Annotated in this window: 36 protein-coding genes and 1 tRNA gene; 28 read left to right on the forward strand and 9 right to left on the reverse strand. The window is 60.9% G+C overall.

All coding sequences use genetic code 11. The features are described from left to right. Positions 1–51 precede the first annotated feature (51 nt). The 5 genes from dapB (at position 52) to KBY49_RS01965 (ending at position 3,266) form a co-directional block, all read left to right on the forward strand. Positions 52–927 (forward strand): 4-hydroxy-tetrahydrodipicolinate reductase, encoded by an 876-nt coding sequence (gene dapB / locus KBY49_RS01945; RefSeq protein WP_254933089.1) that lies wholly within the window; start codon positions 52–54, stop codon positions 925–927. Continuing rightward, a complete protein-coding gene (locus tag KBY49_RS01950; protein WP_254933090.1) occupies positions 927–1,577 on the forward strand; it encodes a hypothetical protein in 651 nt (216 codons plus the stop codon). Before dapB ends, KBY49_RS01950 begins: the two co-directional genes overlap by 1 nt. A 72-nt stretch (positions 1,578–1,649) precedes the next feature. Next, entirely contained in the window at positions 1,650–1,895 is a 246-nt protein-coding gene (locus KBY49_RS01955; protein ID WP_254933091.1) for a high light inducible protein, read from the forward strand. Positions 1,896–1,905: 10 nt separating this feature from the next. Next, positions 1,906–3,057 (forward strand): FAD-dependent monooxygenase, encoded by a 1,152-nt coding sequence (locus KBY49_RS01960; RefSeq protein ID WP_254933092.1) that lies wholly within the window; start codon positions 1,906–1,908, stop codon positions 3,055–3,057. Next, on the forward strand, positions 3,051–3,266 hold the full coding sequence (locus KBY49_RS01965) for a DUF2949 domain-containing protein (protein WP_254933093.1): 216 nt from the start codon (positions 3,051–3,053) through the stop codon (positions 3,264–3,266). The genes KBY49_RS01960 and KBY49_RS01965 overlap by 7 nt, the downstream gene beginning before the upstream one ends. Here the strand turns inward: KBY49_RS01965 and KBY49_RS01970 are convergent. Continuing rightward, positions 3,263–3,814 (reverse strand): adenine phosphoribosyltransferase, encoded by a 552-nt coding sequence (locus tag KBY49_RS01970; RefSeq protein WP_254933977.1) that lies wholly within the window; start codon positions 3,812–3,814, stop codon positions 3,263–3,265. The genes KBY49_RS01965 and KBY49_RS01970 overlap by 4 nt on opposite strands. A 41-nt stretch (positions 3,815–3,855) precedes the next feature. Between KBY49_RS01970 and KBY49_RS01975 the strand changes: the two genes are divergently transcribed. The 6 genes from KBY49_RS01975 (at position 3,856) to KBY49_RS02000 (ending at position 7,014) form a co-directional block, all read left to right on the forward strand. Continuing rightward, positions 3,856–4,413, forward strand: coding sequence for a DUF3038 domain-containing protein (locus KBY49_RS01975; protein WP_254933094.1), 558 nt, complete (start codon positions 3,856–3,858; stop codon positions 4,411–4,413). Positions 4,414–4,466: 53 nt separating this feature from the next. Beyond that, positions 4,467–5,126 carry a DUF4335 domain-containing protein gene (locus KBY49_RS01980; protein WP_254933095.1) on the forward strand — a complete coding sequence of 220 codons (660 nt, stop codon included), beginning with the start codon at positions 4,467–4,469 and terminating at the stop codon, positions 5,124–5,126. Next, the gene (locus KBY49_RS01985; protein WP_254933096.1) at positions 5,123–5,371 is read left to right on the forward strand and encodes a hypothetical protein; all 249 of its coding nucleotides are present in this window, start codon (positions 5,123–5,125) and stop codon (positions 5,369–5,371) included. Before KBY49_RS01980 ends, KBY49_RS01985 begins: the two co-directional genes overlap by 4 nt. Beyond that, a complete protein-coding gene (locus KBY49_RS01990) occupies positions 5,368–5,730 on the forward strand; it encodes a hypothetical protein (protein WP_254933097.1) in 363 nt (120 codons plus the stop codon). Before KBY49_RS01985 ends, KBY49_RS01990 begins: the two co-directional genes overlap by 4 nt. 233 nt (positions 5,731–5,963) lie before the next feature. Further along, the gene (locus KBY49_RS01995) at positions 5,964–6,593 is read left to right on the forward strand and encodes a 2OG-Fe(II) oxygenase (protein ID WP_254933098.1); all 630 of its coding nucleotides are present in this window, start codon (positions 5,964–5,966) and stop codon (positions 6,591–6,593) included. Between the two features lie 127 nt (positions 6,594–6,720). Next, positions 6,721–7,014 carry a hypothetical protein gene (locus KBY49_RS02000; RefSeq protein ID WP_254933099.1) on the forward strand — a complete coding sequence of 98 codons (294 nt, stop codon included), beginning with the start codon at positions 6,721–6,723 and terminating at the stop codon, positions 7,012–7,014. Here the strand turns inward: KBY49_RS02000 and KBY49_RS02005 are convergent. From KBY49_RS02005 to KBY49_RS02015, 3 genes are read right to left on the reverse strand one after another with little or no spacing between them, the layout of a single operon-like run. After that, positions 7,002–7,220: a hypothetical protein gene (locus tag KBY49_RS02005; protein ID WP_254933100.1), complete on the reverse strand. Its 219-nt coding sequence runs from the start codon at positions 7,218–7,220 to the stop codon at positions 7,002–7,004. The genes KBY49_RS02000 and KBY49_RS02005 overlap by 13 nt on opposite strands. Positions 7,221–7,232: 12 nt before the next feature. Continuing rightward, positions 7,233–7,472: a hypothetical protein gene (locus KBY49_RS02010; RefSeq protein WP_254933101.1), complete on the reverse strand. Its 240-nt coding sequence runs from the start codon at positions 7,470–7,472 to the stop codon at positions 7,233–7,235. After that, positions 7,469–7,657 carry a hypothetical protein gene (locus KBY49_RS02015; protein ID WP_254933102.1) on the reverse strand — a complete coding sequence of 63 codons (189 nt, stop codon included), beginning with the start codon at positions 7,655–7,657 and terminating at the stop codon, positions 7,469–7,471. The genes KBY49_RS02010 and KBY49_RS02015 overlap by 4 nt, the downstream gene beginning before the upstream one ends. A 74-nt stretch (positions 7,658–7,731) precedes the next feature. On the opposite strand from KBY49_RS02015, the gene KBY49_RS02020 reads away from it, so the two are divergent. The 5 genes from KBY49_RS02020 to KBY49_RS02040 all read left to right on the forward strand — a co-directional run bounded on the left by KBY49_RS02020 (position 7,732) and on the right by KBY49_RS02040 (position 10,510). Next, entirely contained in the window at positions 7,732–8,403 is a 672-nt protein-coding gene (locus KBY49_RS02020) for a ParA family protein (protein ID WP_254933103.1), read from the forward strand. Positions 8,404–8,716: 313 nt separating this feature from the next. After that, a complete protein-coding gene (locus tag KBY49_RS02025) occupies positions 8,717–8,932 on the forward strand; it encodes a PIN domain-containing protein (protein ID WP_254933104.1) in 216 nt (71 codons plus the stop codon). Next, positions 8,929–9,264 carry a nucleotidyltransferase family protein gene (locus KBY49_RS02030; RefSeq protein WP_254933105.1) on the forward strand — a complete coding sequence of 112 codons (336 nt, stop codon included), beginning with the start codon at positions 8,929–8,931 and terminating at the stop codon, positions 9,262–9,264. Before KBY49_RS02025 ends, KBY49_RS02030 begins: the two co-directional genes overlap by 4 nt. Then, positions 9,254–9,610: a DUF86 domain-containing protein gene (locus KBY49_RS02035; RefSeq protein ID WP_254933106.1), complete on the forward strand. Its 357-nt coding sequence runs from the start codon at positions 9,254–9,256 to the stop codon at positions 9,608–9,610. The genes KBY49_RS02030 and KBY49_RS02035 overlap by 11 nt, the downstream gene beginning before the upstream one ends. 171 nt (positions 9,611–9,781) lie before the next feature. Further along, a complete protein-coding gene (locus tag KBY49_RS02040) occupies positions 9,782–10,510 on the forward strand; it encodes an NAD(P)-dependent oxidoreductase (RefSeq protein WP_254933107.1) in 729 nt (242 codons plus the stop codon). On the opposite strand, the gene KBY49_RS02045 is transcribed toward KBY49_RS02040, so the two are convergent. Together KBY49_RS02045 and KBY49_RS02050 are read right to left on the reverse strand one after the other, a co-directional pair. Beyond that, positions 10,507–10,872 carry a DUF86 domain-containing protein gene (locus tag KBY49_RS02045; RefSeq protein ID WP_254933108.1) on the reverse strand — a complete coding sequence of 122 codons (366 nt, stop codon included), beginning with the start codon at positions 10,870–10,872 and terminating at the stop codon, positions 10,507–10,509. The genes KBY49_RS02040 and KBY49_RS02045 overlap by 4 nt on opposite strands. Continuing rightward, positions 10,856–11,152 carry a nucleotidyltransferase family protein gene (locus KBY49_RS02050; RefSeq protein ID WP_254933109.1) on the reverse strand — a complete coding sequence of 99 codons (297 nt, stop codon included), beginning with the start codon at positions 11,150–11,152 and terminating at the stop codon, positions 10,856–10,858. The genes KBY49_RS02045 and KBY49_RS02050 overlap by 17 nt, the downstream gene beginning before the upstream one ends. A gap of 44 nt (positions 11,153–11,196) precedes the next feature. Here KBY49_RS02050 and KBY49_RS02055 point away from each other — a divergent pair, with 44 nt between their 5' ends. From KBY49_RS02055 to KBY49_RS02075, 5 genes are all read left to right on the forward strand, one after another. Then, positions 11,197–11,322 (forward strand): hypothetical protein, encoded by a 126-nt coding sequence (locus tag KBY49_RS02055; RefSeq protein WP_254933110.1) that lies wholly within the window; start codon positions 11,197–11,199, stop codon positions 11,320–11,322. After that, a complete protein-coding gene (locus KBY49_RS02060; protein WP_254933111.1) occupies positions 11,315–11,581 on the forward strand; it encodes a hypothetical protein in 267 nt (88 codons plus the stop codon). The genes KBY49_RS02055 and KBY49_RS02060 overlap by 8 nt, the downstream gene beginning before the upstream one ends. 72 nt (positions 11,582–11,653) lie before the next feature. Continuing rightward, the gene (locus tag KBY49_RS02065) at positions 11,654–12,082 is read left to right on the forward strand and encodes a PPC domain-containing DNA-binding protein (RefSeq protein ID WP_254933112.1); all 429 of its coding nucleotides are present in this window, start codon (positions 11,654–11,656) and stop codon (positions 12,080–12,082) included. Positions 12,083–12,389: 307 nt separating this feature from the next. Continuing rightward, positions 12,390–12,743, forward strand: a complete 354-nt coding sequence (locus KBY49_RS02070) for a nucleotidyltransferase domain-containing protein (protein WP_254933113.1) — start codon at positions 12,390–12,392, stop codon at positions 12,741–12,743. Then, positions 12,736–13,146, forward strand: coding sequence for a HEPN domain-containing protein (locus KBY49_RS02075; RefSeq protein WP_254933114.1), 411 nt, complete (start codon positions 12,736–12,738; stop codon positions 13,144–13,146). Before KBY49_RS02070 ends, KBY49_RS02075 begins: the two co-directional genes overlap by 8 nt. Positions 13,147–13,322: 176 nt before the next feature. On the opposite strand, the gene KBY49_RS02080 is transcribed toward KBY49_RS02075, so the two are convergent. From KBY49_RS02080 to nrdJ, 3 genes are all read right to left on the reverse strand, one after another. Next, positions 13,323–13,407: transfer RNA gene (locus KBY49_RS02080), tRNA-Ser, on the reverse strand. Positions 13,408–13,498: 91 nt separating this feature from the next. Further along, complete coding sequence (locus KBY49_RS02085; protein ID WP_254933115.1) at positions 13,499–13,957, reverse strand: hypothetical protein; 459 nt, start codon at positions 13,955–13,957, stop codon at positions 13,499–13,501. 12 nt (positions 13,958–13,969) lie between these two features. Next, entirely contained in the window at positions 13,970–16,351 is a 2,382-nt protein-coding gene (gene nrdJ, locus KBY49_RS02090) for a ribonucleoside-triphosphate reductase, adenosylcobalamin-dependent (RefSeq protein ID WP_254933116.1), read from the reverse strand. A gap of 99 nt (positions 16,352–16,450) precedes the next feature. On the opposite strand from nrdJ, the gene KBY49_RS02095 reads away from it, so the two are divergent. The 7 genes from KBY49_RS02095 to KBY49_RS02125 all read left to right on the forward strand — a co-directional run bounded on the left by KBY49_RS02095 (position 16,451) and on the right by KBY49_RS02125 (position 22,455). Then, positions 16,451–17,158: a trans-aconitate 2-methyltransferase gene (locus KBY49_RS02095; protein ID WP_254933117.1), complete on the forward strand. Its 708-nt coding sequence runs from the start codon at positions 16,451–16,453 to the stop codon at positions 17,156–17,158. Next, positions 17,136–18,770, forward strand: coding sequence for a peptide chain release factor 3 (locus KBY49_RS02100; protein ID WP_254933118.1), 1,635 nt, complete (start codon positions 17,136–17,138; stop codon positions 18,768–18,770). The genes KBY49_RS02095 and KBY49_RS02100 overlap by 23 nt, the downstream gene beginning before the upstream one ends. A 73-nt stretch (positions 18,771–18,843) precedes the next feature. Further along, complete coding sequence (locus KBY49_RS02105; protein WP_254933119.1) at positions 18,844–19,083, forward strand: hypothetical protein; 240 nt, start codon at positions 18,844–18,846, stop codon at positions 19,081–19,083. Between the two features lie 22 nt (positions 19,084–19,105). Beyond that, entirely contained in the window at positions 19,106–19,849 is a 744-nt protein-coding gene (locus KBY49_RS02110) for a CPP1-like family protein (protein ID WP_254933120.1), read from the forward strand. A gap of 37 nt (positions 19,850–19,886) precedes the next feature. Continuing rightward, the gene (locus KBY49_RS02115; RefSeq protein ID WP_254933121.1) at positions 19,887–21,104 is read left to right on the forward strand and encodes a hypothetical protein; all 1,218 of its coding nucleotides are present in this window, start codon (positions 19,887–19,889) and stop codon (positions 21,102–21,104) included. A gap of 50 nt (positions 21,105–21,154) precedes the next feature. Beyond that, positions 21,155–22,243: a class I fructose-bisphosphate aldolase gene (locus KBY49_RS02120; RefSeq protein ID WP_254933122.1), complete on the forward strand. Its 1,089-nt coding sequence runs from the start codon at positions 21,155–21,157 to the stop codon at positions 22,241–22,243. A 77-nt stretch (positions 22,244–22,320) separates the two neighbouring features. Then, complete coding sequence (locus KBY49_RS02125) at positions 22,321–22,455, forward strand: hypothetical protein (RefSeq protein WP_254934061.1); 135 nt, start codon at positions 22,321–22,323, stop codon at positions 22,453–22,455. Positions 22,456–22,482: the final 27 nt, after the last annotated feature.

Consider the following 22,482-nt stretch of genomic DNA (forward strand, 5'->3'; position numbering starts at 1 on the left):
GGCTTCACGGGGCGTGGTCCCCATAGGCTCAACAGCAATGGTTAATCCGTGATGGCCGGCCTTTCCCTAGCTAGCGACCCCCAATCCAGGCCGGCGCCCATTCCAGTGGTGGTGGCAGGTGCCCTCGGTCGCATGGGCGCTGAGGTGGTGAAGGCGGTGCTGCAGTCGGCCGATTGCAGCCTGGTGGGGGCGGTTGACACCACCCCCGGTAAGGAGGGTGCAGATCTGGGTTTGGAGCTGGGGCTTGGCGAGCTGGAGGTGGCCGTAACCGCCGACCTGGAGGGCTGTCTTTGTCAGGCCAGCCAAGCGGTGCGTCAAAGCGGGCCCGGCGGCGGGGCAGTGCTGGTGGATTTCACCCACCCGAAGGTGGTTTATGAGCACACCCGGTCGGCGATTGCCTATGGAGTGCATCCGGTGATTGGCACCACGGGTCTCGGCCCCCAGCAGTTGGCTGATTTGGCCGCCTTTGCCGAAAAATCTGGGGTTGGGGGCGCCGTGATTCCCAATTTCTCCGTGGGCATGGTGCTGCTGCAGCAGGCGGCGGCGGCGGCGGCCCGCTTCTACGACTTCGCCGAGCTGACGGAACTACACCACAACCGCAAGGCCGATGCTCCGAGTGGCACCTGCATCAAGACAGCCGAGCTGATGGAGGAGCTGGGCAAGGGCTTCAATCCCCTGCAGGTGGAGGAGCACGAATCCCTGGCGGGTTGCCGCGGCGGCCAGCGGGAGAGCGGCCTGAGGCTCCATTCGCTGCGGTTGCCGGGTCTGGTGGCCCACCAGGAGGTGATGTTCGGTGCCCCCGGTGAGACGTATACCCTGCGCCACGACACGATTGAACGCTCGGCCTACATGCCCGGGGTATTGCTCACGGTGCGCAAGGTGCGCAGTCTGGGCGGGTTGGTGTATGGCCTGGAGCGGCTGATCTGATGCTGATTCCCCTGCGCCCAGGTGAGTTGTCCAGGCTGATTCCGGCGGTGGCTACGGGGCCGCAATTCAATGCCTGTACGGGTAATCCGGAAAAGGTGCTGCAGCGGGTCTTGATTTCGGTGATCGGCGCGGTTATCACCCTGTTGATTAGCCAGACCCTGCTCTTCTCTAGCCAATTCGGCTCGGCCTTTTTGGTGGTGGGCGTGGTGTTCGCCCTCTACTTGCTCTGGGGACCAATCCTGGAGGCGGGCCAGAAAAACGCCACCCTGCGCCGCTATCCGGCGGCGGCGATTTTTGAGGGTGAGATCGGCGACATGTACACCACCGATGTGGTGGAGGAGCGAAGGGAGCAGGCCAATAAACAGGGGCGGCTGGAGTTGGTGGAAAACCGCCGTGCCTGGCTCACCCTGGAGCTGGAGGACGAGGAGGGCTACCTGGGCAAGGTGCGCTTCCCCTTCAATAACAAGAAGCACAAAGTGCTGCGCAAGGGGATGCTGGTGAGGGTGCTGGTTTTAAGTGAGCGCAATGATTTTTCCCGGGTGGGGGCCCTCACTGATGCCTGGCTGCCCCAGTTGAAGCTCTGGGTTGGCGAGTACCCCTTCCTGCTGAAGCCTGCCTTTGAGGAGCTCTGCTTGCGTCGGCTGCGCTGAGCTGATGGGCAACTTGTTGTGGTTTCCGCAATATTGCGTTACAATTCCGTCACAACCCGTTACGAGGTTCCAGTGACTCAATCCACCCCCGCCGTGATCCGCGGAGCCCAGGTGACCACCGAAGACGGCGGCCGCCTCAACGCCTTTGCTGCCGAGCCCCGCATGGAAGTGGTGGCTGCTGAGAGCAGCTGGGGTTTCCACGAGCGCGCTGAAAAGCTCAATGGCCGCATGGCAATGCTCGGCTTTATCGCCCTGCTCGCAACTGAATTCGCCCTTGGCGGTGAATCTTTCACCCGCGGTCTGCTAGGTATCGGCTGAAAATTGAACTTTGGTTCAACCTTTTCAAGCCTTAGTTAGGGGCGCCGGCCCGACCGGTGCCCTGGCTGCTTTAGCCCTGGCTGATGCCGGCTGGCTAGTGGCCATTTCTGACCCATTAGATCGGGCCCGCTTGCTGGACCGCAGCAGGGCCTACGCCTTTAGCCATTCGAGCCGGCGGCTACTGGAATATCTGGGCCTCTGGACCCAGCTCGAGGCCGTGATGGTGCCTTTTAGGCACCTGGAATTACAAGACTTGGGCGCCAGAGCCCAGGTCACTTTTGAATTGCCTGATCTGGGACGCCGCCTTGCCCAGCAACCCGGTGCGGCCCTCGGTTGGATCGCCCAGCACGGTCCCTTGATGGAGGTCTTGTTCGATCAACTTGCCTGCCATCCAGCCATCACCCTTTCCTTGGGTAGTGAGGCGGCTGATTTGCAGGCTGAACCTGATTTGCTTGTGGCTGCTGATGGCCCCCACTCGCCCACCAGGGAAGGGCTCGGGATCGGCCAATGGCAGTGGAGCTATCGCCAGAATTGTTTATCAGCCCTGGTGGGCCTGCGCGGCAGCGAAGCAGACCAGGCCTGGGAGTTGCTTCGGCCCGAGGGACCCTTTGCCCTGCTGCCCCTTGGTGGTGGAAAGGTGCAGGCGGTTTGGAGCGCCCCGACGGCTCGATGCCGCCAGCTTGAGAGCCTCAGTGATGGGGGCTTCCTGGACGCCCTGGCCTCAGCCCTGCCGGATCGTTTCCAGCCCGATGCACTGTTTGATTCGCCCCGGGCCTTCCCCGTGGCCTGGCAACTGGCCCACCGCCTGCACCGGGGAAACTGCGTACTGGTGGGGGAAAGCGGCCATCGCTGCCATCCCGTCGGGGGCCAGGGCCTCAACCTCTGCTGGCGGGATGTGGCCGAACTGCATCGCCAGGCCAGGAGGGTTGCCGCTGGCCGGCTCCGAGTGCAAAGGCTTGCTTCTGCCTATGCCCTACGCCGTTGGCCGGATCTGCTGCTCACCTTGATCGCCACAGACCTTCTAGTGCGGCTGTTTTCAAATCGCTCTAATTTGCTCTTGCCCCTACGGCGCCTGGCCCTGGCTGCCATGGCGCGGCTGGCGCCCCTGCGGCGGTTGAGCCTGGGGGCAATGACCCATGGCCCCTGTCAGTTGCGATGGTGATCAGCAGCTCTCCCCAGCCCCCACCTGCCGCCGAGTTGGTGCGCTACCTACGCCATCAAATCGGCTTGAGCGAAGGCGCCCTGGCCCTGGGGTTCAAGCAGTCGCAGCTGGAGCAGGCCCCCTTGCCGGTGGTGCTTTGGCGGTTTGGCCTGATCAGCCTGGACCAGTTTGGGCAGGTGCTCAGCTGGCAGGCCGAGGCCTCCCCTTAGCTGTAGATCAAGAGGGACGTGACCGGTTTGCCGGCGGGCAATTTGCTGCGCCCATCTAGGGCAGCCAATTCGGCCACAAAGCCAAAGCCACATAGGGAGCCCCCTGCGGCTGTCACCAGCTCGGCGCAGGCGGCGGCCGTGCCGCCGGTGGCCAGGAGGTCGTCGACGACCAGCACCTTTTCGCCACCACTGAGGGCGTCGCTACTGATCTCCAGGCGATCGGAGCCGTATTCGAGGGCGTAGTCCACGCCGGTGACGGCGCCGGGCAATTTGCCTGGTTTACGCACCGGTACAAAGCCCAGGCGCACGGCAGTGGCCAGGGCCGTGCCAACGATGAAGCCCCTGGCTTCGATGCCCACGATTAGGTCGGGTTGGAGCTGGTCGCAGAGCTCTGAAAGCTGACGAATCACCTCCTGCCAGCCCTCGGGATGGCGCATCAGAGGCGTGAGATCCCTGAACAAAATGCCTGGCTTGGGGAAGTCGGGCACATCTCGCACCAGTTGGCGCAGATCCAGCTCAGTCCGTGCAACGGATACCGGAATGGCCATGGGCGTGACGCTGGGGCTCAATTGCTGGCATCATCGCAGCCATGCCCCACGACTACTTGGCTCCGCAAACTGCCCAAGATCTATCTCGCCGAGCCCTGTCTCGGCGCGGGCTGGAGCGTCTCGATCTGTTGCTGCTCAGCCTGGAAGCCCTTGATTACAACGGCGGTGAGGCCCTGGTGTGGATGAGCGAGCATCTGGGCTTTCAGGATCTCTTCCCCAACCGGGTCGAGCTCTGGAAAAGCCGTTGCCATAACCCCCTGCGCCGCAACACCCGCCGCGGCGTGCTCAACAGCACCGAAAGCGATGCCCTGATTCGCATCCTCTGTGGCATGGCCGACCGCCTCTATCCGCTGGTGCGCAGCCTGCTTTCCCAGGCTGAAGCGCCCGAGCTCCTGGCCCAGCGCTGGGAGATTTTCCACGGACGGCTATCCGAATTGGTGCGCGAACGGATGAATCTGCGCCGTGGTGGGGTTCAAAAGCTGCTGAATCGGGAGCAGGGCATGGCCCAGTGCCGCCAGCTGATTCAGGCCTTGGCCCTGGGATCGGGGGCCGGGGGTTTTGATCGCCTTAAGTCCAGCCTGCTGGATGCGGCCGCCTAACTGGCCATGACAAACAGGATTTCTCCCCATACCCGCCCCAGAGCCCAGCAACCATGAAGCAAACCCTTCGCTACGACCAGGTCAGTTGTCGCCTAAGGCTGGAGGGACTGCCCGATGTGTCGGCCAACCAGGGGGCAGACAGCCTGGGCATCATCACGGGCTGGAGCCTGGAATGGGCTGGTCGGCCTGAGCTGGAGGGCCGCAAGGAGCACCTGGTGGCGATGATGCAGGTGGTGCTGCCCTACGCCCGCCATTTGGTCAGTGGCATCGCCCGGCCCTTTGGCGACAACTCCCAGCCGGTGGCGGTGGGTCCCGCTGCTGGCGGAAGCGGCCACCTTCTGCAACTGCGCAGTAGCCAGAGCGATGTGCCGCCGCTGGAGCTCCAGCTAGACGACGCCGAATTGGCCGATCTGGTCAGGGTGCTCGATGAGGTGCATCTCGACCCCCGGGTGCTGGTTCAACTTGAGATTGCGCCCCCCCTGCCCCTCAAGGCCAGGGAGGTACTTGGGCGCACCCCGTTGCCCCAACGGCTGGCGGCCCCGATCGGGGGTGCGGTGGTGCTGGCCCTGGCTGCGGCGCTTGGCCTAATGCTGCCCCAGCCCAAGCAGCCCCAGCCCAAACAGTCGGCGGCCCCGGCCGGCTCCAGCCCTGCCGCCGGCAAGAGCTCCCCAGGACTTGACGTTTTTGCCTCCCTGCCCACACTTAAAGAATGACAGTGATGAGTTGGTCCCAACTGCGCATTCGCGTTGCAGGCCTGGGCGCCAACCTGGGGGTGGTGGTGCGCAGTGATCCGGAGGTGTGCGGCCTGAGCGGAGATGGCTTCCATATTTCCCTGCACCACGGCGGCCAGGGCGATTGCACGGTTGGCGATTTGTCGTTGATTGAGTGCCCCAACGAGCTCGTATTGATTGAATTTGAACGCTGGATGCGCGGTGCTGGCTACAGCCTTGAGACATGACCCGCTCTCCCTTGCCCCGCAACAAAAAGCGAACGGCAAGGGCCGGCAAGGGGGAGCGCAGGGTTTTTAATAAGCGCCGCCCCAATCCCCCCTGGAGGCGAGCTGGCTCGGGTCTGCTGCTGGCGGCGGTTGGTGGGGGTTTAGTGGCGGCCCTGATGCAGCTTCCCCAGCGCTTCGACACCTTGCTGTTGCTCAGTAAGGCCCTGGCCAATGTGATCCGCGGCATTCAGTTGTTTGGCCTGGGAATCCTCGAGGTGGCGGCGGTGGTGCTGCTGGTGGCCGTGGCAGTGGGGGCCCTGGCGCTAGTGGTGGCTGGGATAGTGAGAGTTGTCAGGGCTTTCCTGCCGCCCCGTATATAAATTGGGGAGTGATTGATTGCCAAATTGCTTGGCAGTTTTGTGTAGCCAATGCCTATCCCTGCAGCTTTTCGAACCAGAAGCCAGCCAACTGGTAGCTGCTCCAGAGAAAGATCAATAGAAACAACCAGTTCAGCCAGGGCGGACGGCTGGGGTTCTCGGGAACCATGGAAGGGGGTTGGATGGCTGACTAGGTTGAACCATCCCGGCTGCCTGGGCTAGCCCCGGCGTGGATCATGCAACTGATTGCCACCTATCAAGACCCCGATCTGGCGGCATTGGGCCAGCGGGTAGCCGATTTTTTTGAATTGCGCAGCGACCTGCACACCTCCGGGGCCAGCTTTGGTGGCGGCGTGACCAACCCAGACAAGGTCTCCACCGATATCTCCCTGGTGTGGCTGGATCGCAGCGACCCGGAGGCCCATGGTCTAAGCGACGCGATCATGTTGGCCGTTTCCCGTTGCCTAAAGCAGTACTTAGCCGAGCGGCGGGAGTTCCTGCAGGTTTGCCCTGAGCGCTCGCTTTTTGTAAATCCAATCTTCAATCTGCAGCGCTATAAACCGGGGGAAGGTTTTAAAAATTGGCACTGCGACTGGACCACCGCCGACGATGCCACCGAACCGATTCGGCGGGTGCTGGCCTGGATTCTTTACTGCAATTCGCTGGAGAATGGGGGCACCGAATTCCTTTGGCAGAAGCACCATGTGGAGGCGGTGCAGGGCCAGATGGCGATTTTCCCGGCGGGCATGTCGCACGTGCATAGGGGCCGGGTCAGCCAGGAGCACACCAAGCTGATCGCCACCGGCTGGATCAATGTGGGTTCATTGGATGGCTATGTGCAAAGGCTCGGCCAGGTCAGCCAGTAGTAAAAGACTGGTGTGTAACCAAAGGCTTGTGTGTAACAAAAGGCATTCCCAACTGCCGGCCTCTATGCTTCCAAGCTATGGTCCGATTCCCTCCGGGGGCTAGGGCGTTTCTGCTGGGCATGGGTCCATGGGCAATCCAATTAGCCATGAATTATTTTTAGAGCGTGCCATTTCGCGCTTTGGCGATCACTACGACTATGGTGAAATAGTCTATAGAAGTTATAAATCACCGGTTAAAATAAAGTGCAATATCCATCCTGTTAAGCAGATTTCCATTACGCCTGAAAAGCATCTTCAAACCACCGGCGGCTGCAAGTATTGTTTGCGGGAAATGCGGATCACCATGCTCGAAAGGGAGCTGCTGCGTAAATCTGCTGAACACCCAATTAACCAGCTAAGGGTGATTGCTCAGAAGAAATAGTCGGGAAAGCCATCGTCGATGCCACCCCAGCTTGGGCCCCAGCCCCAGCCCGGTTCCACCTCCCAGCCATGGTGCTTGGGCTTGATGGGGCCTGGGCCTGCGGGTCCAGCGAGGTCGTCGATGCTTATATCAAGCCCCTGGCTAGCTGGTGGCGAGATCACTGGGGCTGGCGTGGATGCCACCAGCACAAGGGCGAGAAGCAGCATGCTCTTTGGGGCTTAGCCGGCAATCCTGACGCATAGGGCCATGGCCCGCTGGCGTTGGCTGGCTGGGGAGCCGGTTGTTGGTTGATTGGCGGCCTTCAGCAACGCTTCGATGCCAGCAGGATTGCCATAGCCCAGGTTTGCCAGGTCGGCGCAGCGCTCATCGAGGCCCACGCTTTTGCTGCCACAGCCAGTGCAGAGCAGGGTCAAGGCAGCTGTGGTGGCTAGGCGTGATTGCCAGGATTTGGATTTCATGGGGTCTCTTCCGCTGGCGGTCCGAGTCTGCGCTCGACCTGGACAAAGATCAGCCATGCCAGGCCTGAGCATATGCCGGTGCTCCAGTTTGAGCTCAGCAATTCAATGATCGAGAAGGTGCTGGCGCCAATCCGCAGGCCCCTAAGGGCAAATCGCCCTAACTTCTCGATCCTTTCTGGCTGCATGGCTAGGGGCGTGACCGTATTTACAGAAAAATCAGGTCTGATCCGACTATCTTCCCCTTAGTTGTTGATTTGCGGTGTTCATCACCGTCTCTGGTCAGAAGGGAGGGGTCGCCAAGACCTGCACCAGCATCCACTTGGCCACTGTTTGGGCTGAGAGGGGGCGTTCGGTTTGCGTTGTTGATGCCGACCGCAATCGCTCAGCTTTGGCCTATGGCATCCGCGGTGAGCTGCCCTTTGTGGTGGTGCCAGTGGAGGCGGCTGCAAAGGCGACCCGTTCTGCTGATGTGGTGATCACAGACGGCCAGGCCAGTAGCGATGAAGAGGAGCTGCGGCATCTGGCGGTGGGCTCGGATCTGGTGCTGCTTCCCACTTCACCGAAGGCCCGGGCCGTGGAGTTGACCGTTGAATTGGCCCAGTTGCTCCGCAGGGTTGATGTGCCCCATGCGGTTGTGTTGGTGAAGGTGGATGTGCGGCAACAGCGCGCTGCCCAGGAGGCCAGGGCCGCATTGCAAGCATTTGGCCTGACGGTTTTGGCGGCGGAGGTGCCGCTTTTGGCTGCCTTCGACAAGGCTGAAAGCCAGGGAATACCTGTTTTCTCAGCTACCGATGACCGGGGTCGGGCAGACCCTCGACGCATGGCCGGTTGGTCGGCCTATCAATCCATAGCCGAGGAAATTGAATGCCTGATTTCGAAGCCCTTGTCCGTCGCCAGCAGGAGCATCAGTCCGCTGCCGCTGAGCGCCTAGGTCCGCCCACACCTGTCGCCCCAGCTAGTCAGGCCGTTGGCACACCGATTGGAATTCTTGCTTTTGCTGGAGCCCTGGTGGGTGGCCTGATCGGCACGGTTGGTCTGCAATGGGCCATGGCCCAGGGCTGGATCAGCTTTTAGGAAACACCCAAAGACCAATGGCCACTCCATGGAGGAAGATGCCGGGGGCTGGGAAGCCGCATCCGATCGCACTTTGCCCAGCTGGGAGGAGTTGAGTTGGAGTTGCCAGACCGCCGCCGGTCCTTGGCAATGCCGGCCGTTTTTGATGCAGCAGATGGGGTTTCTGCGGAGTGATCGTGCTCGACACCAACGTGATCTCAGAGTTGATGCGACCCATCCCAAATCCACAGGTGCTGGCCTGGGCCAATGCTGTCGATCCAGATGACCTGGCGATCACGGCCATGAACGAAGCCGAGATCCGACATGGCTTGGCGCGGCTACCGAAAATGGGCCAGGCGGGCCAGACTGTGCCAAGCAAGACCGAGAAAATGGGGTTGGGGTTATGAGCCAGCACGATCAAGACATGGGAGCGCTCCCGCTCACCAAGCCCCAACTCGCTGTCATTACTGCAGCCTGCAGCCAACACCAAGTTTCACGGCTCTATTTATTTGGTTCGATGCTGCGCCCCGACTACCGCCCAGGGCAGAGCGACATCGACCTGCTGGTGGAATTCCAACCGCTAGAACCAACCGAGCTTGTCGATGCCTACTTCGGGCTTGAAGAACAGCTCACAGGCAGCCTTGGCACTGCTGTGGATCTGGTCATGGCAACAGCCAGGCGCAATCCCATCGTGCAGGCCGACATCGACGCCTCTAAGCAGTTGCTCTATGCGGCGTGATTCCAGGGTGCTGCTCATGGCTGTCGTCGAATCTGCAGACGCCATTGCCGACGCGGTCGAGGGTATAAGTTTCGATGACTACTGCAATAGCCGTCTAATCCGTGCTGCCGTTGAGAGGGAGTTCATCACCATTGGCGAAGCTCTCAACAATCTTTCTCGGGTCGACAGTGACGTTTTTGCCCGCATTGATCAGGCTGTGAGAATCATCGGCTTTCGCAATAAGCTCGCCCATGAATACGACAGGGTTGATGATGCACTTGTTTGGGGCGTCATTCAAAAATCTCTCTCATCATTGTGTGCCACCTGTTGTGCATTGATTGACAGCCTGCAACGTGAGGAGAGTTGATCCATACCAGATAGGCCTGGCGCTATGAGCAGCTCAACCGGCCCGTCTGCACTGCGCCTGGAAGCGGTGCTTCCCGCACTTCTGACCCAATGCACCCAGCTGCTCAGCGATCTAGATGGATGAACTAATGCCGAGCTGCTTGGCTAACCCCGTTCAACCTGGCGTAAACGTGTGACCGGATCTGAGAGGCCGCCCCTGGGCTGGATCGGTCTCGGTGCCCTGGGGGCGCCGATGGCCTCGAACCTTTTGGCGGCAGGCTTTCCGTTAACTGTGTACAACCGCACCACGGGCCCCGAGCAACCCCTGGTGGCAAAGGGGGCGCTGCTGGCGACCAGTCCAGCGGCAACTTCAGCGACGGCCGAGCTGTTCTGTCTCTGCGTGAGCGACGACGCGGCAGCTGAGGCGGTGCTGTTTTCTCACCAGAGCGATCCAGAGCGAGCTCCTGCCAGCGCTGGCTTACGCCCCGGCAGCCTGGTTATCGACTTCTCCACAATCGTCCCGGCCACTAGCCAATCGCTGGCGATGCGGCTGGCCGATCTGGGGGTGGCCAATTTGGATGCCCCGGTGACCGGTGGCACGGAAGGGGCCCGGGCCGGCAACCTGTCTGTGCTGGTGGGTGGTGACGCGTCCGATCTGGAGCGGGCCCGTCCCGTGCTCGAGGTTGTGGGCGCTCGTGTAAGCCACCTGGGGCCGGTGGGGGCAGGTCAGCAGGCCAAGGCGGTCAACCAGGTGCTTGTTGCCGGTAGTTACGCCGCCGTTGCAGAGGCCATGGCCCTGGGCCAGCGCTTGGCGCAGCCCGTGAGCGCACTGGTGGCCTCCCTAGAAGACGAGCTGCTGGCAGCAGGCCACGGCAATGACGACGTTTCGGCCCTAGCCCGCTGGTTCAGCAGGCCCAGCTAAGGCAGCTTCCTACGCAGCTTCTGGCATTGCTCAAGCAAAGCCGGTAGCTCCACCGTCACCACATCCCAAACGATCTCCAAATCAATTCCCAGATAGCCATGGATCAACTGATTGCGCATGGCCACGATTTGCCGCCAGGCAATTCCCGGATTTGACTCCCGTACCTCAGGCGGTATTCGGGTGGCTGCTTCTCCGATTAACTCGATATTCCTCAGAACAGCATCCTGAACAAGGGGATTGCCCTCGAAGTCGTTCTGGCTGAGCTCAGCGCAGTAACTGATGGCACGGGAGGCAAATCCCTCCATGTCTTGGAGGTAGAGCAGCCAGTCTCTTGGTGGGCGCTGCTCAGATGGTGATGGCATCGGCTTCCACCATGGGGCGCAGCTCTTTGCGCAGAGCCTTTTCGCTCACTAGGTCCACTGGACTATCGAGGAGGTCTTCCAGAAAAAACTGCAAGCCAAAAAAGCATTTGGCGCTGGCAACTACCTCGAATTCCACCAGCAAGTCCACATCACTCTCCGGCCCAGCGGAACCCCGCGCCCACGAGCCAAACAGCCGCAGCCGGCGCACACCGAACAGCTCTCGCATCTGCGAACTGTGCTCGCGGATGCAACTGAGCAACTGTTGGGTGCTTTCAGCCATTGCAGTGCCTGGCGAGAATCTTTAGTGAACTGTAGGCAGGGTGGATGTTCTTGCAGCCAGGGACCCTCAAGCCCCTGATCACGGCTTTGCCCCAGCGCCATTACCGGCAGGTGGTGCACTTAATCCGGTGGCGAGCCGCCGCTGCCCGATCAATGCGCCAGCATGGGTGAAAGTGAGGGTTTGTTTGTGTTTTTAAATCCGTTTTTTCCGTTCACCACGGCCAAGGTGCTTTCCCTTAAGGCCTCCGTGCTGCTGCTGTTGACCCTGCTGATCAAGGCCAGGGTGCAGATCGTTACTGGCTCCGCCGTAGGGATCTTGCTGCTAATGCTGCAGACCCTGGTGTTCCTGGCCATTAGCGGTGGCTTGGTGCTTGCGGCTGGTGGAGCAGCGGTCTACGCCACCCAGAAGCGTCGGTCTGCAGCGGCCTAAATCCATGGCCGCTGGCTGCCTGGGGCATTTAGGCGGGCATCTTCATCCGGGTGAAACATCGGCGCCTGGCCCATGAGGGTTGTTCCATTGCGGCTGATGCCTGGCGACGACCTGCGCCTTGCGCTGGAGTCCTGGATGGGCGCTCAACAGGAACAGGCAGGCTGTTTGATCAGCGCCATCGGCAGCCTGTCGGTGGCCCAGCTGCGCTTGGCGGGAGCGTCCCAAGCCACCGTGATCCATGGCGACCTGGAGATCCTCAGCCTGGCCGGCACCCTTTCGATCGATGGTTCCCATCTACACATCGCCATCGCCGACAGCCGCGGCACCTTGATCGGCGGTCACCTCTGCAGCGGCTCGCTGTTACGCACCACCGCCGAACTAGTAGTTGGCCTGCTGCCCGAGTGGCAGTTCAGCAGGGAGCTGGATCCGGCAACTGGCTACGCCGAGCTCCAGATCACCCGGCGGCCTCCAGAAATAGCAGCCAGCAAGCCCCGCCACTGATATCCGCTTCGATGTTGCCGTTGCCATCGCGATCTTTCCAGTGGAGGACGTGTCGATTGCTGTTGGATCTAGATGGAATCAAGGAGGACTCAGCCAGTTACCAGATCAGCACACTGGGATCGAGAAGAAAGCCTGCGCCGCTCAAGTAATCAGAAACTCCTCAGCCAAGGCCGTCGAAGTCGGTATGGGTGTGAATCTTGCATGGCTGCCAACAGAGCGCCCACCAAAGTGATCCACGGGCAATGGCTCGGCCTATGGTGCCAAAAAGAGCGCCCGCGGAAGGCCTTCGAATCTGTGGAGGTGGAACATGCCTGAATCCAGCCTTCTTTCGGAAGACCTGCGAAGCGTTCGCATTGTCACGCGTGATGGGCTTGAGGCGTTCACCAGGCAGTTAGTGGAAAAGTTTGCCCCTGAAAAGGTGATCCTGTTTGGATCCCAGGCCAGAGGTGATGCCGGCTTGCATTCGGATGCCGACATTCTGGTGGTGATGCCATACGAAGGCAGGCCATTTGCAAAGAGCCGTGAAATCCGCAGGGCCTGCAAACCAGGTTTTCGAGTGGATCTGGTGATCTGGCGTCCCGAAGATATCGAATCTCGTTATCGCTGGGGTGATCCAATCATTCGCGAGGCGCTGGACCATGGGGAGGTGTTGCATGGCTGAACACAACCCTCTGGTTGATGAGTGGATCGCTAAGGCCGAGGGAGACTGGGAATGGACTGATGTTGATATAACTCAGATCAGATCTCGCATGCGCGATGGATATGTTTATCACCTACAGCAATGCATCGAAAAGCTCATGAAAGCACGCCTGCTTCAACTGGGGCAGACATTCCGAAAAACACATGATTTAGTTGGCCTATCCTTTGCGCTTCATGCTGTAGATCCTGCTTGGAGCTGGGATGAAGACGAACTGGAGGACTTAACAGAATCGGGTGTAATGAATCGCTACCCAGGTTTCGACACATCCATAGAGGAACTCGAGGAGCTCAAGGAGATCGCCAGCCGCCTGCGCCAGGCGCTTCTGCTTCGGCTTGGATCCGTTTCCCCGGAGGTAAGCACCTGATGGCCTACTACGGCATCCCCACCAACGTCATCCACGGGCAATGGCTCGGGCTGGTCTAATCCGTGGGCCTGGAACAATCGTTTGCGGGGGTGTATCTCCTGCGAACGACAAGGCAGCATCAAGGGCCAAGGGTTTAGGCGGACTTGCCAGACCCTTTGGGAACTGTAAAAAAAAAACGGAGAGGGCGGGATTCGAACCCGCGGGAGCTTTCACTCCGCTGGTTTTCAAGACCAGAGCCATCAACCACTCGACCACCTCTCCAGGGGGTCGTTACCGAGCAAATCGGCAACTAAACCATTTTCCCATGCGGTGCTCCGCCCAAGTGGTTCTCCTTCCATGCGGTGCTCCGCGATCAAGGGCTGGCTGGTGGCACGGGGGGGCAGCCCTGTTGGCGCAGTTTTTGGGCTTTGGCCTGGAGGCCCAATTCCAGCTGCCGTTCGCGGCGGGTGTGGTCCGCAAGCCATAGCCGATAGCGCTCGGCATTTAATTGCTGCCAATCGAGCAAGGCCGTTTGATAGCGCTGTTCATCGAGATCCCGATCCTCCTGGGTGTAGCGCTCAGCCAGGGCCGGATCGATGGCAGTCGGTTTGGTAGGCGGAATGAAGGCCTCGGCCTTGATGCTCGCCAATGCCTTTTGCTGCAGGGCCAGGCCCTTGGTTTGGGTGTTGAGCTGTTCAGGGCTAAGGCGGCAGTTGCCCTGGCCTGGGCTGCCGCCATTGCCCTGGTTATTCCAGGGCAACCAGCTTTGGCAACCACCTACCAATAGGGCCAAAGCAACGACGCCCAGGCCAGTTTTTAGCGAAGCCGGCATCGCCACTAATGCCTAGTTGCCGCTGGGTTTAGCCAGGGGCAGCAGGCACTTATCGGAGTCGCAGCCGGCCGGACCCGCTTCCACCAGTTCACCGCGGTCGTAGCGCTGCAGGGCTTCAAAGAAGTCTGGGCAGCTACGGCGCCCAGCCACCTCGGCATTGAGGCTGAGGTAGGTGGCGTGATCGATCGGCTCGAAGGGCAGCCGGGGGAAGGTGGCATTGGCATCAAAGCGGGCCAGCAGGGCCGCCGAGATGTAGCCCTCTCCTTTGTCGATGGCCTGGTGGATGGCCTCTGCCAGGGGTTCAATTTCGTTTTCGCGGAACTCAACGGTGGCAGAGGTGTTGTGGGCCGTGTAGTGCTTTTGCACCTGCATGTAGAAATCGAACTGGGCCATGGCGGAGAAGTTGTTGATCTCCACCGCATCGGCGCCGGGAATATTGGCCCAGCTCACTTCGGTGGGGATCTCCACCAGCCACTCGGTGCAGCGGGGATCAAATGGATCGTTGAGCAGACGCCCCTGTTCGTCCTTGTCGGATTGGGAGGGCACGATCGAGTAGCCGTAATCGAGGCAGGCCAGGGCCACCGGATCGTTCTTGCGGAAGGTGATGCGGCGAATAAAGCGTTGGGCCTTGGGGGGGTGCCAGCCGGGTGAAGCACCGGTGAGCAGGCTCTTGGTGCCGGCTGGTTGCACCGTGGTGCAGCGGTTCGGGCGGCGCAGGCCCTGGCGGTCGCAGTATTCCCAGACCGCTTCGTTGACGATCTCCTTCCAGCGGCCCAGGTAGGTAGCCTCCTGCTGCTTAAAGGCCATCCCCTCTTCGGTTTCGGGGCGGCCGGCCTCCCACCACTTCAACCAGGGGGTGCCAAAGGCATGCACGAAGAAGTCGAACAGGCCGGTGAAGCTCACGCCCACGATCGGATCCCAGGCACGGCTCTGGCGGTAGCGCTCCACATCGAAGCGGTGGTTGAGCAGGCAGGCCACGGCCAGGCCTGCGGCCTTGAAGGCATCGGCCTGGGCCTGGTGGTCGGCGGGATCGATCTGGTTGAGATGGATCTCGGCGAGGTTGCAGTGGAAGTCGGCGCCGAGGATTTCACCGCAGGGGTTGAGGCCATAGCGGCCCAGGCGGTGCTCCAGTTCGGCGGGGCTGATTTCAGGGTGGTGGGTGGTCAGCCAACGGCCGGCCTGTTCCCGGCCCTGGTCGCAGTAGATGTCGATGAACTCGGTGCGCAGCTCGGGGGTGCTGAGCAGGTCGGCATTGGAGCGGGCGATGGCCTCGGGTGCGAATTGGATTGCCCCTTCACCGCTCTGGAACTGCTTGACCACGGCCTCATGCACCACCTCTTTTGAGGGGCGGGTGTGGAACACCCGGGTGTGGTTGGCCATGCGCAGGGCATCGCGCTCGGGATCGATGCGCCAATTGCCCTCGCTGTCCTGCTGCCAAAGGTTTTCCTTGGCGCCGGCGGCGCTGTTGTCTTCGGCGCTGAACTGGCGCATGCCGGCGCTGCGGCGAATGTTGCCCGCCACGATCGTGACTGCGGCCTCATCAATCAACAGGCAGCACTCCACCGAGGTGAGCTGGCGGCCGATGGCCCTGTTGAGCAGCTGGGCCACCCGGCCGTAGAGATCCTTCAGCTTGACGGGGTTTGCCATGCCGCCAAAGCCCTTGAGGGTTTCGCCCACGGGCCGCACATCGGAGAGGTCGATGCTGATGTGCACCTCATCGCCCTGGCCATTTTCGCCAAAGCGCTCATCACTGCACAGCTCAAGCAGTAGCTGGTAGCTGTCGACCCAGCCGCGGCGGGTGTCACCGACCTTGACCGTCACCAGGTTGACGCCACCGTTGGTGGTGATGTTGGTGCTGGTGTGCTCCTGGCGCTGGCCAGGGGGGGTGGCGCCGATGTCGGTGACTGCATCGATCACCAGCCGGTTGCGCACGGCCGGCAGGCGACTGATCAGGTGGGGCTCAATGATTGCGCCGGTGCCGCAACCCATCATCGCCAGGTCCATCATCAGACCGAAGGCTTCCCAATCCACCAGGTTGGTGGAGGTGCAGTTGTAGGCGCCGGAGAAGTTGTAGTGGCGCTCAATCCACTCGGTGCCACCAATCCAGAGCCAGCGGCCCGAGGGCAGGGCCTTTTGCTGCTGCTGCATGCGCCGCAGCAGGGTCACTTCCGCTTCGTTGAGGTGGCCGAGCACCCGCAGGCCCTCGAGGTTGCGCTCGGCCACCTGGTGCCAGCTCTCCCTGCCGCTGGGGGTTTTGCGGCTGTAGGTGCGGTAAAAAACCGGGTTGGCAGCTGGCGCCGTCGCCGGAAAATCTCCGCCCACCGGGGTGCCCGCCGGAGCCGCGTAGGCGGCTTCTGCTGCTAGGGCCGCTGCGGGGGTGGTGGAGATGGTCATAGGGGGTATGGCGGATCAGTGTGCCGAACCATAACGCCACTGATGGGGTGTGCAACCATTCGTTGCCACTATCCACAGCGCAACCCCAGCGCGGCCTCGGTGCAACGGACCTGCGAGCCTGAATTGATGGACGACCGCCAGCAGGCCCTGGCCTACGGCGCCGCCGATTTCGCCAGCAGCGACCAGGCCTTTGTGGATCGGCTGGCCGATTTCTTTCCCGGGGGCCTGGGTGATCGGCTGGTGGACCTGGGCTGCGGGCCCGGAAATATCAGTTTTCGCCTGGCGGAACGCTTTGCTTCGGCTTCGGTGCTGGCGGTGGATGGTGCCGGGGCGATGCTCGAGCTGGGCCGGCAGGCGCTGGCGGCCATTCCGGCGGAGCGGGCGGGCCGGATTCAGTTTGTGCAGGCCGTTTTGCCCGATCCAGCCCTGCCTGGGGGCTTCAGCGGCCTACTGAGCAACAGCCTTTTGCACCATCTGCACGACCCCCAGGTGCTCTGGCGGGCCTTGGGCCAGCTGGGTTGTCCGGGGGCGGCGGTCTACGTCAAGGATTTGCGTAGGCCGGCCAGCCCCGAGGCGGCCCTGGCCCTCCAGGAGCTGCACCTGGGCCAGCTGGATGGCACGGGTGCGGCGCTTTTGCGGCGCGACTACCTGGCCTCCCTGCATGCGGCCTTCACGGCCGAAGAGGTGCGGACCCAGTTGCGGGAGGCGGGCCTGGTGGGTTTGCAGGTGGCCGAGTTGGGGGATCGCTACCTGGAGGTGTGGGGGCGCCTGGCAGGCTGGTCCGATGACCAGCCTGTCCAGCCCTGAATCAGCCGAGCTGGCCGCAGCGGTAGCCCGGCGGCGCAACTTTGCGATCATTTCCCACCCCGACGCGGGTAAGACCACCCTTACGGAAAAGCTGCTGCTTTACGGGGGGGCGATTCAGCAGGCTGGCGCCGTAAAGGCCAAGGGCGAACAGCGCAAGGTGACCTCCGACTGGATGGAGATCGAGAAGCAGCGGGGCATCTCGATTACCTCCACGGTGCTGCAGTTCGACTACGCCGGCACCACGATCAACCTGCTCGACACCCCAGGCCACCAGGACTTTTCGGAGGACACCTACCGCACCCTGGCCGCCGCCGACAACGCGGTGATGCTCGAGGACGCGGCCAAGGGCCTGGAGCCCCAGACCCGCAAGTTGTTTGAGGTCTGCCGCATGCGCCAGATCCCGATCTTCACCTTCATCAACAAGATGGACCGGCCCGGGCGCGAACCCCTGGAGCTGCTCGATGAGATTGAGCAGGAGCTGGGCCTGGCCTGCTGGCCGGTGAATTGGCCGATCGGCAGCGGTGACCGCTTCCGCGGCGTGATTGATCGGCGCAGCAAGGAGGTGGTGCTGTTTGAGCGGGCCGAGCGGGGCAAGCAGAGTGAAGAGCGGCGCCTGGATGCCAGGGATCCGGAACTGGCCCAACTGGTGGAACCGGAACTGCTGGCTACGGCCCTTGAGGAACTGGAGTTGCTAGATGGAGCCGGTGCCGACCTCGACCTGGAGCTGGTGCATGGGGGCGAGCTAAGCCCGGTTTTCTTTGGTTCGGCCATGACCAACTTCGGCGTGAGGCCGTTTTTGGATGCCTTCCTGGAACTGGCCCAACGGCCCTGCAGCAGGCCATCGGCCAGCGGCGATGTGGACCCACTCAGCCCAGATTTCAGTGGCTTTGTCTTCAAATTGCAGGCCAACATGGACCCCCGCCACCGCGACCGGGTCGCCTTTGTGCGGGTGTGCAGCGGCAAGTTTGAAAAGGACATGAGCGTGCGCCATGCCCGGAGCGGTAAGACCATTCGCCTATCGAGGCCCCAGAAGCTGTTTGGCCAGGATCGGGAGGTGGTGGAAGACGCCTATCCGGGCGATGTGATCGGCCTAAATAATCCGGGCATGTTTGCCATTGGCGACACCCTCTATGTGGGGCCCAAGGTGGAATACGAGGGGATCCCCTGCTTCAGTCCGGAGATTTTTTCCTGGTTGCGCAATCCCAACCCCTCGGCCTTTAAAAGCTTCCGAAAAGGGGTGAATGAGCTGCGCGAGGAGGGGGCGGTGCAGGTGCTCTATGACACCGACCAAAGCAAGCGCGACCCGATCCTGGCGGCGGTGGGCCAATTGCAGTTGGAGGTGGTCCAGTACCGGCTGGAAAACGAATATGGAGTGGAAACCCGCCTCGAACCCCTGGGTTTCAGCGTGGCCCGCTGGGTAACCGGCGGTTGGCCGGCCCTGGAGCAGGTCGGTCGCATTTTCAATTGCAAGACCGTGCGCGATGCCTGGGATCGGCCGGTGCTGCTGTTTAAGAACGACTGGAACCTCAACCAGCTGGCCGAGGACCATCCTGAGTTCAGCTTGAGCGCAGTGGCCCCGGTGGTCAGTGGCGTCGAGCCCATCGCCCTCTAGCCCATCGCCCTGTAGGCCTAATCGCGGTGTTGCTCTCGCCGCGCCAGACTGACTTTAATAAATCATCACAGCGATGCCGAAGCCTATCTGGCTGGTGCGTCCCCGCCCTGACGGGGGCTGCGATTACGTCAATTTCCAGGCCAAGTTGGAGGGTGCAAACCCAGGCACCATCGAAATGCGTGAGGGCAGCCACCTGCCCCCCCAAATGCCCCTGCTCAAGCGTCGCCACTGCCTGCCAGCCGCCGAGGCTGAGTTGCGCCGCCGGGCGCTCCAGCAGGATGCCGGCTTCCAAAGCAGCGAGCCGCTCTTCTAAGCCACCTCTAGGCTCTTAGCTAATGAATCAACGCTCCGATTTGGGCCCCTACGAGCGGCTGGGCGTAGCTGCAGATGCCAGCTTTGATGTGGTGCAGGAGGCCAAGCAGGCCCGCCTGGCCGAGGTGGGCGACGACACCATGGCCCGTTCCCGGATAGAGGCGGCCTACGACAGCGTGCTGATGGATCGGCTCAAGGAGCGCCAACAGGGCAAGGTGAGCAGTGCGGCCAAGACAGCTTCCCAGCGGGAGCAGGCAACCGTGACCGCCAAAGGGCCTGCCCTGAAGGTGCCTGGTTTAAAGGGGGGTGGCCTGAAGGTTCCCGCTTTTAAGGTGCCGGCGTTTAAGGCATCGATGCCAGGTTTGCCAGCGATGCCTGGTATGCCTTCGCTGCCAAGCCTGGCCCTGCCCACCGAGCCCCTGGAGCTCTGGTTGCCGGTGGCTGTTTTTGCCGTGCTCTTCTCCCTAATCCTTTTTGTGCCTGGGGCCCCGGCCGAATTGCTGTTGGCCGTGGCCACGGGTACCACGGTGGTAAGCCTGCAGCGCCGCAATCGGCGTTTCTTGCCCGCCGTGCTCTGGGGATTTGGCCTTTTGGCCGTGGGCTTGCTGCTGGGGGGCCTGCTCAATGCCCTGGTGGTTGCCGCCCTGCCGGATCCATTAATTGCCAATACGGCCTCGCCCCAGGGCCTAGCAATTGGACCTTTGCAGCTGCAGAGTTTGCCGGCTTTGGTGATGCTCCTTCTTGGCGCATTGTTGATAGTCATTTGAACTGCGCCTAGGTTGGGGCCAATGTTGCTTGGGCCCTTTGGCGTTACGTTCACGGCTTTGGTTCAAGGTAAGTGCGCAAATTCGAAGGTTTCTGATATTTGTTTTTAGCTTGAGCCTATGTGCGGGCCTAGGCGTTTCAGCCCTGGCTGCCAATTCGGCTGTTAACGCGAAAAAGCCAGCTACAGCCTTGCCTGCTGCCAACCAGGCTGAAAAGTTTAAATCTGCTAAAAAGATAGATTCCCTAATTAATTGCTTTCCCATTGCTGCGATTGGTGTGGATCCGCTCGCCCCACCAATAGCAGTACCTGGGCAACCCCTCAAGGTGGATGTGGATTTACACGTTGATCAAATTCCCAAAATTGAGCCAAATGAAAATTATTTCATTTTGGATGCTTTTTTGGATGCCAATTGGTGTGACCCCAGGCTTGCTAAGGAGCTCCTCCCTGGCGAGGCAGAGCGAGTTTATGCCAACGATGAGGCCCATGATTTTCTGAAAACCCACTGGGACCCCCAAATCACCTTCATCAATGAGCTGGGTGCGACCGAGGGGGATGATTTTAATTTGGCCATCTTCAGCAATGGTCGAGCTGAGCTGACCCGCAGATTGCAGGTGAAGCTTGCCTCAAATTTCGACCTGCACCGCTTCCCCTTTGATAAGCAAAAGCTGGTGGCAGAGATTTCCTCTTTTGCCTGGGACCGAGATATCATAAGTTTTATTGATGATGGTAAAAATCTCAGTGTAAGTAAGGGTTTTGATATCACTGAATGGGATGTGACGCGTTTTGAAAGTCGGGTGTTCGACTATGACGAACCTGACCATGGAGACGATATTTTCTCCATGCTCAGGCTGGAGGTCGACGTCAGCAGAAAGAGTGATTTTTATCTGTATAAGATATTTATTCCCTTGGCCGTTCTTAGTTTTACCAGTATCTTCTTTCTGGCTATTCCGATCGACGCCATTGGCGATCGAATTGCCTTTGTCAGCAGCCTGCTGTTCACCACCCTTGCCTACCAGCTGATCATTGCCACTTCAATACCTCGGGTTCCCTATTTCACAATTGGCGATCAATACACCCTGTTTCTGTTCTTCTTCATGATGGCCGAGCTATTCATTGGCTATTTCATATCCCTGGTGAATCGCTTTGGTGGTGAAAGCAAGCTGCTAGTGAACCGTGTTGAGACGGGATTTGAGATTGGTCTGCCCCTTGTTTTTGTTTTGACGAATGTTTTCTTCTATGTTCATGCCGTTGGCTGAGCGGAACGCGCCTAGGTTGATACTTCAATTGGATATGGCTTGGATTTCCCATGAGCCTTGACCGTTATCGCGAGGAGCTGGCCGAGACGGCCGCTGCCCTTGCTGCTCCAGGCACAGGACTGTTGGCCGCCGATGAATCGACCGGCACCATTGGCAAACGCTTTGAGGCGATTGGCGTTGAAAACAGCGAAGAAAATCGCCGCGCTTTCCGGACCCTTTTGGCCACCACACCGGGTCTGGCGGAACACATTTCTGGGGTGATTCTCTACGAGGAAACCCTCTTCCAAGACTCGACGGTGACCGCAGGAGCTGGCCCTAGCCCCCTGGTGGATCTGTTCCGGGACCAGGGAATCCGCGTTGGCATCAAGGTTGATCTGGGGGTTGAGGCCTTGGCCGGAGCCCTGCCCGGTGAAACCTGGTGCACGGGGCTAAGGGGCCTGGCGGAACGGGCCGAGCGTTATTACGCCCGTGGTGCCCGATTTGCCAAATGGCGCGCAGTTTTACGGATTAGTTCCGACGGTTGTCCATCGGAACTGTCGGTGCGTGAAAACGCCTGGGGCCTGGCCCGCTACGCCCGCACCTGCCAGGAGCAGGGTTTGGTGCCAATTGTGGAGCCGGAAATCCTGATGGATGGCGACCACGACATCGCCACTACGGCGGCGGTGCAGGAGTGGGTGCTGCGCACCGTCTATCGGGCCCTGGCGGTCAATGGGGTGTTCCTGGAGGGCAGCTTGCTCAAACCCTCGATGACCACGGCCGGTGCCGATTGCCCGGAGAGTCCTCCGCCTGGGCAGGTGGGTGAATTCACCCTGCGGACGTTGGCTCGCACGGTGCCAGCGGCGGTGCCGGCAATCCTTTTCCTTTCTGGTGGCCTGGCGGAGGAGGACGCCAGCATTTGCCTGAACGAGATAAACCGGGCCGCCCATCAGGCGGGTGCCCCCTGGCACCTGGGCTTCTCCTTCGGCCGGGCGCTGCAGCACTCCTGTCTGCAGGGCTGGGCAGGAAGCGATCTGGTGGCGGGTCAGCAGGCACTGCTGGCCAGGGCTAGGGCCAACGGTGAGGCCAGCCTTGGCACCTACCAGCCCGGCTCCCAGCCCTCCAGTGACGCCAGCCTGTTCGTGGCTAACTACAGCTACTGACTAGGGCCCCTGCAGCCCTCAGCTGGGTCCGTTGCAGGTCAAAATGGAGCGAAACGTGGAGTGGGTCTGTGAAGGAGGTGAGTGGAATGCAGGTGTTGTTGCGCTTTGCCGGTGGTGCAGCTGCGGTTTCGGGGGGTGTGGCACTGCTGGTTTGGGTGACCTGGGTGATGTTGGATTTGAAGAACCTCCAGTCCGGTTTCACCCTCCCCTGATGGGGATTTAGCTAGGTCAAATCGGCT

It is taken from the genome of Cyanobium sp. WAJ14-Wanaka (assembly GCF_024345375.1).
Lineage (GTDB): Bacteria > Cyanobacteriota > Cyanobacteriia > PCC-6307 > Cyanobiaceae > Cyanobium_A.

Excerpts from the sequence above, each read along its gene's own strand:
- KBY49_RS02110 (WP_254933120.1), top strand. The coding sequence starts at position 19,106 with ATGAATCAACGCTCCGATTTGGGCCCCTACGAGCGGCTGGGCGTAGCT.
- KBY49_RS01965 (WP_254933093.1), top strand. The coding sequence starts at position 3,051 with ATGGTGATCAGCAGCTCTCCCCAGCCCCCACCTGCCGCCGAGTTGGTG.
- KBY49_RS02100 (WP_254933118.1), top strand. The coding sequence starts at position 17,136 with ATGACCAGCCTGTCCAGCCCTGAATCAGCCGAGCTGGCCGCAGCGGTA.
- KBY49_RS02045 (WP_254933108.1), bottom strand. The coding sequence starts at position 10,872 with ATGCCATCACCATCTGAGCAGCGCCCACCAAGAGACTGGCTGCTCTAC.
- KBY49_RS02005 (WP_254933100.1), bottom strand. The coding sequence starts at position 7,220 with ATGCTGCTTCTCGCCCTTGTGCTGGTGGCATCCACGCCAGCCCCAGTG.
- KBY49_RS02105 (WP_254933119.1), top strand. The coding sequence starts at position 18,844 with ATGCCGAAGCCTATCTGGCTGGTGCGTCCCCGCCCTGACGGGGGCTGC.
- KBY49_RS02010 (WP_254933101.1), bottom strand. The coding sequence starts at position 7,472 with ATGAAATCCAAATCCTGGCAATCACGCCTAGCCACCACAGCTGCCTTG.
- KBY49_RS02065 (WP_254933112.1), top strand. The coding sequence starts at position 11,654 with ATGAGGGTTGTTCCATTGCGGCTGATGCCTGGCGACGACCTGCGCCTT.
- KBY49_RS01995 (WP_254933098.1), top strand. The coding sequence starts at position 5,964 with ATGCAACTGATTGCCACCTATCAAGACCCCGATCTGGCGGCATTGGGC.
- nrdJ (WP_254933116.1), bottom strand. The coding sequence starts at position 16,351 with ATGACCATCTCCACCACCCCCGCAGCGGCCCTAGCAGCAGAAGCCGCC.
- KBY49_RS02030 (WP_254933105.1), top strand. The coding sequence starts at position 8,929 with ATGAGCCAGCACGATCAAGACATGGGAGCGCTCCCGCTCACCAAGCCC.
- KBY49_RS02055 (WP_254933110.1), top strand. The coding sequence starts at position 11,197 with ATGTTCTTGCAGCCAGGGACCCTCAAGCCCCTGATCACGGCTTTGCCC.
- KBY49_RS01985 (WP_254933096.1), top strand. The coding sequence starts at position 5,123 with ATGACAGTGATGAGTTGGTCCCAACTGCGCATTCGCGTTGCAGGCCTG.
- KBY49_RS02050 (WP_254933109.1), bottom strand. The coding sequence starts at position 11,152 with ATGGCTGAAAGCACCCAACAGTTGCTCAGTTGCATCCGCGAGCACAGT.
- KBY49_RS02120 (WP_254933122.1), top strand. The coding sequence starts at position 21,155 with ATGAGCCTTGACCGTTATCGCGAGGAGCTGGCCGAGACGGCCGCTGCC.
- KBY49_RS02015 (WP_254933102.1), bottom strand. The coding sequence starts at position 7,657 with ATGCAGCCAGAAAGGATCGAGAAGTTAGGGCGATTTGCCCTTAGGGGC.
- KBY49_RS01980 (WP_254933095.1), top strand. The coding sequence starts at position 4,467 with ATGAAGCAAACCCTTCGCTACGACCAGGTCAGTTGTCGCCTAAGGCTG.
- KBY49_RS01970 (WP_254933977.1), bottom strand. The coding sequence starts at position 3,814 with ATGGCCATTCCGGTATCCGTTGCACGGACTGAGCTGGATCTGCGCCAA.
- KBY49_RS01990 (WP_254933097.1), top strand. The coding sequence starts at position 5,368 with ATGACCCGCTCTCCCTTGCCCCGCAACAAAAAGCGAACGGCAAGGGCC.
- dapB (WP_254933089.1), top strand. The coding sequence starts at position 52 with ATGGCCGGCCTTTCCCTAGCTAGCGACCCCCAATCCAGGCCGGCGCCC.
- KBY49_RS01950 (WP_254933090.1), top strand. The coding sequence starts at position 927 with ATGCTGATTCCCCTGCGCCCAGGTGAGTTGTCCAGGCTGATTCCGGCG.
- KBY49_RS02035 (WP_254933106.1), top strand. The coding sequence starts at position 9,254 with ATGCGGCGTGATTCCAGGGTGCTGCTCATGGCTGTCGTCGAATCTGCA.
- KBY49_RS02070 (WP_254933113.1), top strand. The coding sequence starts at position 12,390 with ATGCCTGAATCCAGCCTTCTTTCGGAAGACCTGCGAAGCGTTCGCATT.
- KBY49_RS02060 (WP_254933111.1), top strand. The coding sequence starts at position 11,315 with ATGGGTGAAAGTGAGGGTTTGTTTGTGTTTTTAAATCCGTTTTTTCCG.
- KBY49_RS01975 (WP_254933094.1), top strand. The coding sequence starts at position 3,856 with ATGCCCCACGACTACTTGGCTCCGCAAACTGCCCAAGATCTATCTCGC.
- KBY49_RS02085 (WP_254933115.1), bottom strand. The coding sequence starts at position 13,957 with ATGCCGGCTTCGCTAAAAACTGGCCTGGGCGTCGTTGCTTTGGCCCTA.
- KBY49_RS02075 (WP_254933114.1), top strand. The coding sequence starts at position 12,736 with ATGGCTGAACACAACCCTCTGGTTGATGAGTGGATCGCTAAGGCCGAG.
- KBY49_RS02000 (WP_254933099.1), top strand. The coding sequence starts at position 6,721 with ATGGGCAATCCAATTAGCCATGAATTATTTTTAGAGCGTGCCATTTCG.